The organism is Microcoleus sp. FACHB-831, assembly GCF_014695585.1.
Taxonomy (GTDB): domain Bacteria; phylum Cyanobacteriota; class Cyanobacteriia; order Cyanobacteriales; family FACHB-T130; genus FACHB-831.
This window is the reverse complement of the sequence record NZ_JACJON010000068.1, coordinates 173,986-187,773: the sequence shown is the minus strand read 5'-3', so window position 1 is coordinate 187,773 and position 13,788 is coordinate 173,986. Positions and strand designations below refer to the sequence as shown.

At 44.7% G+C, this 13,788-nt stretch carries 8 protein-coding genes; 2 read left to right on the top strand and 6 right to left on the bottom strand.

The window, feature by feature from the left end; translation table 11 throughout:
* Positions 1 to 24: 24 nt before the first annotated feature.
* A complete protein-coding gene (locus H6F77_RS21225) occupies positions 25 to 483 on the top strand; it encodes a response regulator (RefSeq protein ID WP_190490893.1) in 459 nt (152 codons plus the stop codon).
* A gap of 55 nt (positions 484 to 538) precedes the next feature.
* Here the strand turns inward: H6F77_RS21225 and metH are convergent, their stop codons facing one another.
* Entirely contained in the window at positions 539 to 4,090 is a 3,552-nt protein-coding gene (gene metH, locus H6F77_RS21220) for a methionine synthase (protein WP_190490891.1), read from the bottom strand.
* A 990-nt stretch (positions 4,091 to 5,080) separates the two neighbouring features.
* On the opposite strand from metH, the gene H6F77_RS21215 reads away from it, so the two are divergent.
* Positions 5,081 to 7,906, top strand: a complete 2,826-nt coding sequence (locus H6F77_RS21215; RefSeq protein ID WP_190490889.1) for a diguanylate cyclase domain-containing protein — start codon at positions 5,081 to 5,083, stop codon at positions 7,904 to 7,906.
* A gap of 263 nt (positions 7,907 to 8,169) precedes the next feature.
* On the opposite strand, the gene H6F77_RS21210 is transcribed toward H6F77_RS21215, so the two are convergent.
* From H6F77_RS21210 to H6F77_RS21190, 5 genes are all read right to left on the bottom strand, one after another.
* On the bottom strand, positions 8,170 to 9,153 hold the full coding sequence (locus H6F77_RS21210) for a hypothetical protein (protein ID WP_190490887.1): 984 nt from the start codon (positions 9,151 to 9,153) through the stop codon (positions 8,170 to 8,172).
* Between the two features lie 115 nt (positions 9,154 to 9,268).
* Positions 9,269 to 10,780, bottom strand: a complete 1,512-nt coding sequence (locus H6F77_RS21205) for a hydroxysqualene dehydroxylase (protein WP_190490885.1) — start codon at positions 10,778 to 10,780, stop codon at positions 9,269 to 9,271.
* A gap of 196 nt (positions 10,781 to 10,976) precedes the next feature.
* A complete protein-coding gene (locus H6F77_RS21200; protein ID WP_242022378.1) occupies positions 10,977 to 11,549 on the bottom strand; it encodes a DUF1499 domain-containing protein in 573 nt (190 codons plus the stop codon).
* Positions 11,550 to 11,580: 31 nt separating this feature from the next.
* On the bottom strand, positions 11,581 to 12,525 hold the full coding sequence (locus H6F77_RS21195) for an aldo/keto reductase (RefSeq protein WP_190490884.1): 945 nt from the start codon (positions 12,523 to 12,525) through the stop codon (positions 11,581 to 11,583).
* Positions 12,526 to 12,607: 82 nt separating this feature from the next.
* A complete protein-coding gene (locus tag H6F77_RS21190; protein WP_190490883.1) occupies positions 12,608 to 13,777 on the bottom strand; it encodes a pyridoxal phosphate-dependent aminotransferase in 1,170 nt (389 codons plus the stop codon).
* Between the last annotated feature and the right edge of the window lie 11 nt (positions 13,778 to 13,788).

The window sequence follows — 13,788 nt, the reverse complement described above, 5'->3', positions numbered from 1 at the left end:
CCTAATAACTAAATATTGCAGTTTATGACTGATAACAATAATAAAAAACACTCTATATTGCTTATCGATGACGAGGAAAGCATATTTGAGGTAATAGAAGGGTTACTGTATCGAGAGGGTTACAATTTAACCTATATTGATAGTGGCAAAGAAGCCTTGAATCGTATAGATGAGATTCAACCCGATGTCATTTTGCTAGATTTAATGATGCCAGAAATGGATGGTATTGAAACTTGTAAGCTAATTAAATCTAACGAAGGGTGGCGTCACATCCCCATCATTATGGTTACAGCTTTGAGTTCTAAAGAAGATTTAGCGCGATCGCTAAATGCTGGTGCTGATGATTTTGTGTCAAAACCCATTAATAGTATAGAATTGCGTGCCCGCGTTCGTTCTATGTTACGCATAAAGCTACAGTATGATGCTCTATCAGCAACTCAACGGCTGCGGACGCTAAATCTTTTCAATGCTTTCTTAACTTAAAGCTTTAAGTAAGCTTACATTAAAAAAGTAGGGTGGGCAATGCCCACCCTACTAATTAAGCGCTGAAATATTTAGCCGCTGGGTGATGGGTAATAATCGCCGTCGTAGACTGTTCGGGATACAGTTGTTCGCTTTCATCCATGTAGAGATTGATGCTACCGCTCCCCAACAAATCTAGCAACTTATACTGATCTTGAATATTCGGACAAGCCGGATATCCAAAACTGTAACGCGAACCGCGATAACGCTGCGCTAAAATATCCCGAATATTATTCGGTTCCTCTGCACCAAAACCCAACTCGCGACGAATTCGCCCATGAAGCCATTCCGCCAAAGCTTCAGCAGTTTGCACCGCCAAGCCGTGAAAATAGAGGTAATCAGTATACTGATTCCCCTCAAATAACTTCTTCGCGAACTCAGTTGCAATTTCTCCCACAGTCACCGCCTGCATTGGAAACACATCAATTTGCCCAGATTCCACAGGTGCAAAGAAATCAGCAATGCACAGACGCCGCATTGATTTCTGGCGAGGAAATTTGAACGTTGCAACTGTTTTTATTTGCCCGTCTTTCATCAGTTCCGGATCGTACAAATGAAGGGAATTTCCTTCAGACTGACAGGGGAAATACCCGTATATCGCCTGCGGATGCAACAGATTTTCGGTAATAATTCGCTGCTTCCACTGTTCCAGAACTGGATACACCTTAGAGGCCAAAAATTCATCGTATTCTTCGCGCGATCGCTCTTTTGGTTTGCGGAATTGCCACTGTCCAGCAATCAAGGCTTGCAAATCCAGATATCCAAATAATTCCTCTAGCGAAAGATCGGATGGTTGCAGCAATTTTGTACCCCAGAACGGCGGTGTCGGACGCTCAATATCTACCTCCACAGCCTCAGAACGGCGGGTATCTTCTTCGACAATTTGAGCTTCGATCTGACCGTTTTCTAACTTACTGGGAGAAGGCGTGAGGCTGGTTTCTTCAACTGCAACACGACTATTTTTCTCAACCTCATCTAAAAATCCTTGCAAATTATCCCAATTACCTTGCGCTTTCGCTGGCATCAACTTATCCATGAAATGCAAGTCAGAAAATGCATCTTTGCCATAAATCACCTTACCTTTATAAGTGTTTTGGCAATCTTCATACACAAACTTTGGAGTAAGCGCCGCACCGCCTAAAATTACCGGAACTGTTATTCCTCGTTCGTTGAATACCTCCAAATTTTCTTTCATAAAAGCAGTAGATTTTACCAGCAACCCGCTCATAGCGATGCAATCAGCTTTGTGCTGTTCGTAGGCTTCAACGATATTATCCACTGGCTGCTTAATGCCGATGTTAATTACTTTGTAGCCATTATTGGAAAGAATGATATCGACAAGATTCTTACCAATATCATGTACATCGCCTTTAACTGTGGCAATTACTACGGTTCCTTTGGCATTGTTGCCAGAGTCTTCTTTTTCCATGAATGGCTCTAAATATGCCACTGCTGCTTTCATGGTTTCGGCTGATTGCAACACGAATGGTAGTTGCATTTGTCCTGAACCGAACAACTCTCCCACAACTTTCATTCCGTCGAGGAGGAAGGTGTTGATAATTTCTAGAGGTGGATATTTCTCTAAAGCTTTTACCAGTTGTTCGTCTAAGCCGATGCGTTCGCCGTCGATGATGTGGCGCTTGAGGCGTTCTTCTACTGGTAAGTTGTCGTCACCGCTGCGATCGCGCTTTGTTGTTGCTCCTTCAAACAGTGTTGTCAGTTCTCCCAAGGGGTCATAAACGCACACATCACCCTCAAATTTGCGCTCGTCAAATATCAACTTGCGGCAAACTTCTTGATGTTCTGGCTCAATTTTTGCCAAAGGTAAAATCTTACTAGCGCTGACAATTGCCGCATCCATTCCCGCTTCCATTGCATAGTGCAAGAACATGGAATTAAGCACTATCCGCGCCGCTGGATTTAGTCCAAATGAAACGTTAGAAACGCCTAAAATAACGTGACATCCTGGCAATTCTTGCCGAATGCGACGGATGGCTTCAATTGTGGCTTTACCGTTGGCGCGGTCTTCTTCAATACCAGTGGAGATGGGTAAGGCTAGGGTGTCAAAAAAGATTTCGTAGGGTGGGATGCCATATTCTACAGCTTGGCGATAGGCACGTTGCGCGATCGCAAACTTTTTCTCTGCCGTCCGCGCCATCCCGTCTTCATCAATTGTGCCAATTACTACACCCGCTCCATACTGTTTCGCTAATTCCAACACCTTCAAGAAGCGCGGCTCTCCATCTTCATAGTTGGTAGAATTCAGCAAGCACTTACCACCCGCCACCTTTAACCCCGCCTCCATCTTCTCCCACTCGGTAGAATCCAGCATCAGAGGCAAGGTAGCATTAGTCACTACACGAGATATTAATTCCCGCATATCCCGCACGCCGTCGCGTCCCACATAATCCACGTTGACATCAAGGACGTGCGCTCCTTCGCGCACCTGTTCCTTCGCCATCGATACGAGTCCATCCCAGTCTTCCGCATTCAGCAAATCGCGGCACTTCTTGGAACCACTGGCGTTGAGGCGTTCGCCGACAATCAGGAATGAGTTATCTTGCTCGTATGGTTGAGCGCCGTAAATCGATGCTGCTGATGGCTCGTAGTTCGGTTTGCGCTCTTTTGGCTTCAAAATTGCGCCAATTTCTGCTAATTGTTGAATATGCTCCGGGCGAGTACCGCAACAGCCGCCAATCACTTGCACGCCCAAATCTTCTACAAAATGCATCAGCGCCATCCGCAATTCCATCGGTGTCAGCTTGTAGTGTGCGTGACCCCCGACGTTTTCTGGTAAGCCAGCATTGGGAATGCAGGAAACTACGAACGGCGAATGTGCTGCAAGATACTTAATATGCTCTGCCATCCGGTCTGGGCCAGTGGCGCAGTTAAGCCCCAAAATATCGATTGGGTATGGTTCTAGAATTGTTAGAACGGCGCTGATATCCGACCCTACGAGCATTGTGCCCGTAGTCTCCATTGTCACCGATACCATGAGGGGGCGTCTTTCCCCTTTTTGCTGGAATACTTCTTCAATTGCATTCAGCGCCGCCTTGATTTGCAGGACATCCTGACAAGTCTCAACTAGGAATAAATCAACGCCACCGTCGTAGAGTCCAGATGCTTGCTCTGCAAAAGACGCCTTCATCGTGTCAAAATCAATATGCCCCAATGTTGGCAGCTTGGTAGTTGGCCCCATTGAACCTGCGACGAAACGGGGTTTCTCTGGTGTCGAGAATTCACTTGCAACGCGCTTTGCAAGGAGGGCGGCGGTTTTGTTGAGATAGTAAGCCTGGTCTTGCAAATCATACTCGACCAGCACGATTGATGCAGCGCCAAAAGTATCCGTCTCAATTACATCTGCACCTGCTGCTAGAAAATCGCGATGCACCTTCTCGACTGCTTCTGGCTTGGTGTGGATGAGATATTCGTTGCATCCCTCGTAGTGCGCCCCACCGAAGTCCTCAGCAGTGAGGTTTTGGGTTTGCAGGTTGGTTCCCATTGCACCATCAAATACGATGACGGGACGCGAGGGGTGATGCAGGCGATTGAGAAAGGGATGAGTCATAAGAGCAAAAGGGTTTAAATAGGTATTCGGGTTAGGGTTGGGATGATTAGCTTAATCTATTGTGCAAAATTTCGAGAACCACTCGCGATCGCATTCAGAGAGTCGCGGTAATTTATCCGTTTAATGACCAAAGAAGCGCGGGATAACGCGGGCGATCGCATTCACAGGAGCCATCTTGGAAGGCGGTAGCGAAGGGGGTTACTCTTAGCAAATCTCATCGTATCGCAGCAAGCAGGGAAGAGGTTGCAGCAATAATCCCAATTAGGGAGTTTGAGTTGCTAGAGCAAAGGAAGTTCACGATTAAGCCTGTTTCCCCCCACCAAATATTATGGCCACTAACGGGTATCCATTGCATAGACAATCTATAAAGTTGAAAAAAATTGATTACATACTCGCCAAAGTAAAGTTTGATGGAAAAATCTTTAGTTAAGTGCTAACTAAGTTCATATTACAAGCGTTAATTTTAACATTCAGCCTATAGCTTTGATTTAGTTAATGTCAATAATAATTTAAATAAGGGTTGATATTAATCGGGTGCGATCGCATTTAATTATTTATTTTTTTACCATAATAAGAATACTCACCGCGATCGCGTAGCCCAATTGTCATTTCCATGACTGTGCTGGTTGTTGGGCAGTTTGGTGTCACATTTCTTAACTAACCTAGTTCTACCAAGTAGCCCAGCGATCGCACTTAAATAGCCTTGTTACAATTAGTGCTACGTTGTACTTACCACTTCCCTCTCCTCCTCGTGCAACTTAGCTTTGAAAATAACATCTGTATAAATATTGATTGTTGCACCAACTTTATAACAAGTTTAATAACTATATCCGCGAATACTTTGTAGATTAATAGCGTTTTTTGTTGTACAAATAATATAATTTGCAATTCAAGATTGGTAGAACCGTATTTTCTGCCAGTGTTGCTTTTTTATTAATATGAATTAATAAAAAGTTATACTTTGATTAATAATCTCATGTTTTGGCATCTATGCTGAACCATTTAGCCTCCCCTATCACTCAAGGAATCGATCGCCACCCGCTAACAGTTGAGCCAGACACGCTAGCGGAAGAGGCGATCGCGCTGATGACTCTAGCGGGGGTAAGCAGCATTGTTGTAGTAGAGCCACAGCAAATAGAAACGATAGCTTGCAAGCGCGATCGCTTTTTACAAGGGACGGCGGCTGAAAATACAGAAGCGACAAAAAACACCAGTCAAGGGGAAGTATGGGGTTCGCCTTTAGCGGCGGCAAGACTGCGCCCCTATGGAATTTTTACTTTATCGGACGTGATTAGATTAAGGGCAGCAGGTATTAGCCTAGAAAAAGTAGCGATCTCGGCAGTGATGACCAAGCCAGCGATCGCCCTGCAAGAATCCCAGGCACAAAATCTTCCTAACGTGCTAAACCTATATCAGCAGTATGGAATTAACCATCTGCCTATTGTAGATGATGCTGGCTACTTGACAGGAATCATCACGCCTACGAGTCTACTGCAAGTGCTTAATACAATGGAAATTTATACGGCGTTAGAAGCCTTGCAACTAATGATAGAGAAGGGCACAGTTGAACTCAGCAAGGGCAGCCAAAAATTACAAACAGAAGTATGCGATCGCCAATGGGAAGTCGCGATCGCGGAATCTCTTAGCCGTCTTGACATCGTTATCAATAGTGCTGAAGATGCCATAATTTCGGTAGACACCACGCAACATATTCAATACTTCAATAAAGTAGCTGAAAAAATATTTGGTTACACAGCAGAATATGTTTTAGGCAAGCAAATTGATTTGCTACTGCCACAGAGTATAAATGAAAACTGTAAACTAAAAATACATAAACATACTCCGGGTAAAAACGAAATTTGGGTGCGACGGAAAGATGGAACAGAATTTACGAGGATTGCTTCAACTTATCAATTGCAAGTAGAAAATAAAGAAATATTTACTATAATTTTGCGCGAAAGCATCCCCCCTAAGCAAAGCCAAAAACTACAGTCAAAATTAATAGCCTCTCTAAAAAAGAGTGAAGAACTCCACCGCGCCCTAGTTAAAAATTTCCCTAACGGAGCCTTATTCTTGTTTGACCTAGACCTGCGCTACACCCTTGCAGATGGTGTTGGGTTGGGGTCGCTAGGTCTTTCCAAAGAAATGTTGGAAGGTAAGACAATTTGGGAGGTATTTCCACCCGAAAAAATAGCCACAGTTGAATCACAATTTCGGGCAGCACTCGCTGGGGAAACCAGCGTTTCTCAAGAGCAGCACGGCGATCGCTTTTACCTTATGCATACACTGCCCCTAAGAAACGAGGGTGGCGAAATATTCGCTGGAATGGTCGTTACACAAGACATTACACCCCGCCAACAGGAAGCGGCAAAACTAGAGAAATCCCTTTCTCTGCTTCGAGCCATACTCGAATCAACTGCTGATGGCATCATCGCCGTTACTCTCCAGGGAGATATCGTCAGCTATAACCAAAAATTTGTCGAGATGTGGCAGGTTCCAGATGCAATTATGGCATCACCCGATCCGGAGGAACGGCTAGCCTTTCTTATGACTCAGCTTAAAGATCCAGAAACCTTCAAAAAACGTATTTTGGATATATGCAACCAACCGGATGAAAAAGCAGTAGACATTCTGGAATTGAAGAATGGGAAAATATTTGAGCGTTACTCGCTGCCTCACAATTTCGGCGAACAAATCATTAGAGTGTGGAGTTTTCGGGATATTACCTACCGCGTGCAAACAGAGCTGGCACTGCGGCAGCAATGCTTGAGGGAGCGGCTGCTGGGCACGATTACTCAACGCATCCGCCAGTCTTTGCAGCTCAATGAAATTCTCAAGACAGCGGTTGCCGAAGTACGCAGTTTTATGCAAGTAAAACGAGTCGCCATCTATCAATTTGGTGGTGACACTGATGCCCAGTTTGTGGTGGAATCGGTAGACCCCAATTGTTCATTTGTTGTGGGTATCTCTAGGGATAAATGTTGTTTTGAAGCAGCATATTTTGACAATTACCAGATGAATTATGGGTCTACTATTGATGATAATAACTGTGCTGTTCAGCCTCCTTGTTACATTGATGTACTTGCTGGAGTCGGAACTCAAGCTAATTTGCTAGTGCCATTAGTGGTAAGGGAAAAACTGTGGGGTATGCTCTGCGTACACCAATACTCTGAGCCACGTTACTGGGAGGAGTTTGAAATCGAATTGTTACAACAGCTGGCAACTCAGCTAGCGATCGCTATTCAGCAAGCCCAACTCTATCAAGCAGCTCAAAAAGCTAACTTTGAGTTAGAACGCCTTGCCAGTGTTGATGGCTTAACGCAGGTAGCTAACCGTCGTCGGTTTGACGACTATCTCAACGCTGAGTGGCGGCGGTTAACGGGGGGACAAGCTCCACTATCGCTGATTCTGTGCGATATCGACTGTTTCAAAATCTACAACGACACATACGGCCATCTAGCAGGGGACTTCTGTTTGCAGCAGGTCGCCGGAGCTATTCGTTTGGCGGTAAGTCGTCCAACGGATTTAGTAGCGCGTTACGGCGGAGAAGAATTTGCCTTAATTCTACCCAACACCCAAGCGGATGGGGCGCTTTACGTCGCCGAGTCAATACGTTCGCTGGTGAAGGATTTGGAGATTATCCACGTCCACTCATCAGTTGCCCCTTACGTCACCCTCAGTTTAGGTGTAGCCACCATTGTTCCTAGCGCAGGAGCAACGCCTGCAACTTTGATTGCGGCAGCTGACGAAGCGCTGTATCGGGCAAAAAAGCAGGGGCGCGATCGCGTGAATAGTTTTGTTAGCGTACCCCACTAGCACGTTTTGAGAAACTCTATACAATTTCAGATAGGAAATTATTTGTCGTTATTAACAGATTGAGTGTCTTTGATACAAAAAGCTTTCACCTTTTTTACCATAGGCGCTTTGGGTGAAATAACACTTTTGTGGTAATTCCGCTGTGATGCAATAAATTGCGTTAACTCCAGCTATTTTTCATCCAATAGATCCAGTGTTTGGTATCGATGTTCTGGCTCAACGACATTAAGACAGTTAACGACAAATAATTTATTATTCGACAGCTACTGGTTAGATTCGAGGGCTAGATCCATCGTTAATTTTGTGTCTATTGCCGTGACTTCCTGCGTGCGCTCGTTGGTAGTGCTGGTTTGACTATTGGAACGCAAGGACAGTTTTGAGCGAATCGGTATCAATCGATCGAGTCGCATTGTTATTTGTCCCTGACGCTGAGAATTATACGATTGTAGGGTTACAGTAGCTCCTTTGGGCGCTCCCGATTGGTTCACTTGTTGGGCTGCTGCCTGCTGTTGTATGTTCACATCGAAGACAGCAAAACCATCTTGTAGAGCCAGCAATTGATATGTTGCTATCTGCATCATGTTTATGCCGTTTATATTTATAGGTGAAGCAACGCGCCACTTAGCGCCAACTCCAACGGCTTGTTCTGGTAGTGGCAAAGATAGTTGATTTAGCGATTGGGATATTTGCTCGATTATTTGCTTTGCATCCGCATCTATTTTTCTAGGCAAGCTAACATTAAATGCTTTGGTTTGTCGTCGGTTATCAACAATAAATGAGCCTTTCATGCCCACCATTTTTTTTATTATTCGACGCATCGCAGCCAGAGCTTCTTCGGGAGTATCGGTAGTAGATACAACATCTGCATCAGCGTATTTAAACTGGGCTTGAATATCCCCGTTGGCATCAATTTTGGTGGCCATCGCCTCTATCGTCATGAGGCTTCCGGGGAGTTTGAATTTGGACGCGGGCTGCCCTGTTACAGACATTTCCATGTCTGTAGTCACCGTCATAAGTGCCATTTCCTTAGCGTTAATCGCAGGCTGAAAACGCAGTGTTTGCCTGGCTGCGTTTCCGGCGTTTAAAAGTTCTACTTGGGGTTGGACGACGGTAGTAGTGTTAGGAGATTGATTGGAAACTTGCGCGATCGCGGGCGGTGTTTTAGCAAAAGCGGATGTAACTAAAGGCTTTAGTCCCCATCCGGCAACAATCAAAAAAAGCGAGCTAATCAACAATTTTTTTTTCATTTATTCATACCGGATTTATGCCATCTCATTTTAACGCCTGTTATCTTCAGAGCCGAACAAGTTATTAGTTATCTAGGGTGGACAATGCCTACCTAGCAAATCAGCGAAATTACTCTTAGGGCAACCAAAAATCGGGCAATAAAGCCTTGCCAAAACCGCGCACCGTTTTGTTGAGCGATCGCCCTAGCTGGATGTGCGGTTCATCTGCCTCTACAGGCAAAATTGTCGCCTTGCTACCGCGTCCAAAGCGCGAAATTACCAAATTTGCCGCCTCTAAACCAGTCACATATGCCTTTTCCTGCGACCACGAACCGTGACGGGTAACAACCCAATCGCCGCTCATAAAAACATTTTCTAAACTTGTTTTTGCAGGCAGTAAATACTGATAGCTACCAGGCGCAAAGTGAGTCACCGCACGCGGCAAACGAATTGCACTGCTATCGATTACCTTTGCTTCCCTAAAAGCTGGAATGCAAGTTGCCAAGTCGCGCTGCACAAGCGGTACAATTTCCTCATTCCTCAGAGGAATAAATTGATTCGCATGATAGAAATCTGCTTCGATAACTGTCCCCGGCTCATTGCGGAACTCATCATGCAACGCATTTAAATCAAAAAACGTCCATCCCGTTGTTGTATTAAATCCAAAGCAAGCATTAGAAGGACGGGGAATATTAATTTTGCGGTCAAACCACAGCCTAGTTGCTAACACATCAACCGCCCCCAGGTTCATCACATCCCGGAATTCCTTACGGCTTTGTAAAGTAGGGCTGCTACTGATAATCTTCTGCATACCAGTTACCCCAACAGCAAAGATAACCGCATCTGCATCAAAGACTTCATCACCGCAGACAACAGCGATCGTTCGATTATTACTATCAACAACTAAATCGCTAACCCGGCGATTAGTAACGACCTTTCCCCCAGCTTCCTCAATGCGTTCTACCCAAGGACGAAATATCATTTCCCCGACTGTTCCGCGACACCAAACTACATCAAAATCGGGTTGGTGAGCAAGGATAAAATAATAAAGCATTCCCAAAGCCGCCGCCGCCGAACACTGTTCGCCCGGTGCAAATAAACCCACCAACAACATAGGGTTAAATGAATCTTCGTACAGCCTTGCAGAAACTCCAAAATCTTTAAATAGTTCCCGTGCTGTCACCGAATCATAGCGTCGCCAAGCTTCATCGGAATTGTCAAAATCTATAAGTGCATAAAGCAGCGGTAAGGCAGAAAGTCGGTCGATGAGGGGCAAGCGCTTAAATTGAGTATAAATAAAAGTCCCAAGTGGCGTAGGTAGTCGCGGTTCGTCTTGAAAAATTGGCGATTCTACTTCCAATCCGGCGGGTGAATACTGTGAGGAACGAGTCCAATTAGTGAAAGGATTAAGCCCTAATTCCTTCACTAGGGAAAAGATATTTTTGTAGGGATACCAGAAGCCATGAATGCCAGCTTCTACAGAACGCCCCCCGGCTGTCTTCCATCCTGCAACAAGACCACCTGGATAGGGGCCAGCTTCTAAAAGCGTTACGTCGTAGCCTTGCCTTGCTAGGTGGTAACTGGCTCCTAACCCTGCCCAACCTGCACCGACTACGACTACTCGTTGAGTTTGTGATTCCGCTGACATCGCACACCTCTAAATTCTTTTTTTAGCGTTACACGATTTGCGCGATCGCGGGATACTTTCACTTCTAATATAATTCGGTTAACAGTTTGAATTCAGAAATCTTATCTCCCGTATCCCCTTATAAACGGGGATAGCATTTGTTTTCTAAGCCCCCCTTACTAAGGGGGGTTGCGGGAATATCAAAGGATTGTTAGTGCTAACCAGCCTGGGTTTTCAGTTCTTGAAGTTTCGCTCTAATTGTCTCTATTCTCTTACGATTCACTCCCAAATCTGACTCCCCTAAACGCGAAGCAGAACGCACGTGAATCGTTTTTGAGCTTTCATCTAAATAAAACTCTACATCATCGACAAAACCCATCAGCTTACTGGTAAATTCTGCATACAGGTAATTATCTGTTTCTGAGATAATCTTAGTTCTCTCTAAACTTTGGATAACTTTTTTGAGGTCAGCGATCGCCTGATTTTGCGTAGAAGTATAAGTAAAAGGCTCAATTTTATGCCCAGCATCCCCGCTTTGGCTGCTGACACAGTTTGGCGTACCAGGACACGCCGCTAATTGACCTGACTGCACGCCTAAATTAGTGGGCCTTTTTCCAGCAAACATCGACATTCCTCCTGATAATGACAACCATATCCCTATGGAAAATATGGCTGCTAAACATAAGGATATAAATGTTAGCGGCCACCGCGATTTAATGGATTGTTGTCCATCAGCTGACAACTTCTGATCTTGGTTTGAGTTTTCTAGTAACGGATTCGATTTGTTCATAAATGGACACCTTGTTAAAAGATAGTTTTCTTTATCGTTCGTAAGAGTAAATATCACCTGCTTGCTTAAATAGACTTGCAGAACGGTCAGAGAGCAATTGTAAATCTGCCTCGTCTAAACTCAAACTTAAGGCTTCTACATTCTTTTGAATCTGCTGACGATTGAGGGTTAAACCAGAAATTACCGCTGCAACACCAGGCTGTTGTTTAACCCAGTTTAGAGCAATCTGAGAAATAGTTTTATCATATTTCTGTGCTACTTCTGCCAAAGCTTCCAACATATTTTGTACTGGTTGCCAGCCGCCATGTGCGCGGAGCATACTGTTGTAGTAAAAGCCCCTAGCGTGAGATGATTCGCTTGGAGGCGAGGCAACTTTCCAGAACTTTTCTGATAGGAAACCGCCTGCTAGAGGGCCATATGGCAACAGGGCAATGTTATGCTTTAGACAAAGCGCCTGCATTGAGTTCTCTACTCGTCTATCAATTAAACTGTATTGTATTTGGTTAGTGCTAATTGGAGCATATTGCACTGCTTTTTCCAACATTGGCGTGTTGAAGTTAGTAACGCCAAGCCTGCGGATTTTACCCTCTTGCATAAAATCTTTTAGCGTTGCAAAGGTAGAGGCAAAATCTAGCTGTGGGTTGTGCCAGTGTACTTGTACGCAATCGAGCGCATCTCGCTGCAAATTGCGGAGAGAGTTCTCAATTTTGCTGCGGATTTGTGTGGGTGTGGGAATATTGCCGAAGAAAACAGCTTTAGTAAAAATTGTGGCATCGCTTCCTTTTAGCAATCGTCCCAGCATGCTCTCGCTGCGCCCGTAGATGTCTGCTGTATCAAATGTGTTGATACCCAAAGCTTGGTAAATATCTATAGCACGGGCAATTTCGGTTTCAGATATTGATTTCCAACTGCGATCGTCTAGTTGCCAGCAGCCGATAATTAAAGAGTTGGGTAAGGTATTTTGTTGTGTTGTCATGCTTTGAGTTGATTGGATTTAAAAGGGAGAAAGGAGTGATGAATCTAAGTCGAGAGACGCGATAAATCGCCGTCTCTACAAGTCAGGATTTTAAAATAGTTTGCAAACCCCGCACTAATCGTCCGATGCCTTCTGCTGCTGTATCTTTCTCTAAAGCACCATAAGCAACGCGCAGATAGCAACCGTCTTCCATACCAAAAGTTGTGCCGGGAATGACGGCGACGCCATGTTCGCGGATTAATCGTTCTACTAATTCCATTGCATCTAATTTTGAATTAATTTTTAGCAGAAAATAGAAGGCTCCATCTGCTGGTGGAATTGTGCATAAATCGGGGATGCGGTTGAGTTCGTTTAGCACGGTTTCTCGGACGGAGGCGATCGCGCTCATTTTTTCCCGGCAATATCCTACTCCCGCCTGCAATGCTCCTAATGCTGCATACTGCGAAATTACCGGAGGGCAAATTAAAATTGTATCCTGAATTTTATTTACTGAAACTCGCAGGTGTTCTGGAATTACCATATAACCAATGCGCCAACTCGCAAAACCATAAGCTTTGGAGAGGGTGTAGAGAGAAATTGTGTGTCCGCTGCTAGAAGCGATCGCGCCCGGTGAAAAGTGCTTTACGTTATTGTAGGTAAAATATTCATAGGCTTCATCATTTATATGATATATTCCCTTACTTCGGCAAATTTCATTGACTTCGCGCAATGCTTCTTCAGGATAAACCACGCCGCTGGGGTTGTTAGGTGAAATCGTGACAACAGCCCGCGTTTTATCAGTAATTGCTTCGCGGATAGCGTCGGGACGCAGTTGATAATTTTCGTCCGTAGCGACGATAACTGGACGGCAACTAGCCATAGCGATCGCCATTTCGTGGTTGAAGTAGTAAGGCGTTTGCAGGATAATCTCGTCGCCTGGATTAGTAATAGCTAACACCGCATTCATAAACGCCATATTGCTGCCAGCGGTGACAACAATGCAGTTTTTGGTGTTGATGTCAATGCTATTTTCGGCTTTTAATTTAGCTGCGATCGCATCAACTAACGGCGCTATACCAAGTACGGGTTTGTACTTGTGATTTTCACAATCGGATAAGAATTTGGGGAGTTGCGCGATCGCTTCTTGCGGCGGGCCATAATAAACAACACCCTGACCCAGCGAAATCGTTCCCGGACATTGGCGAATTAACTCCGCAACAACAGGAATAATTGGCGACTGCACCGCCTGCATTCGATAAGATTCAGTTTGCATAAAAAAAATAG

Coding starts and splice junctions, on each gene's coding strand:
- H6F77_RS21190 (WP_190490883.1), bottom strand. CDS start 13,777: ATGCAAACTGAATCTTATCGAATGCAGGCGGTGCAGTCGCCAATTATT.
- H6F77_RS21195 (WP_190490884.1), bottom strand. CDS start 12,525: ATGACAACACAACAAAATACCTTACCCAACTCTTTAATTATCGGCTGC.
- H6F77_RS21215 (WP_190490889.1), top strand. CDS start 5,081: ATGCTGAACCATTTAGCCTCCCCTATCACTCAAGGAATCGATCGCCAC.
- H6F77_RS21225 (WP_190490893.1), top strand. CDS start 25: ATGACTGATAACAATAATAAAAAACACTCTATATTGCTTATCGATGAC.
- metH (WP_190490891.1), bottom strand. CDS start 4,090: ATGACTCATCCCTTTCTCAATCGCCTGCATCACCCCTCGCGTCCCGTC.
- H6F77_RS21205 (WP_190490885.1), bottom strand. CDS start 10,780: ATGTCAGCGGAATCACAAACTCAACGAGTAGTCGTAGTCGGTGCAGGT.
- H6F77_RS21210 (WP_190490887.1), bottom strand. CDS start 9,153: ATGAAAAAAAAATTGTTGATTAGCTCGCTTTTTTTGATTGTTGCCGGA.
- H6F77_RS21200 (WP_242022378.1), bottom strand. CDS start 11,549: ATGAACAAATCGAATCCGTTACTAGAAAACTCAAACCAAGATCAGAAG.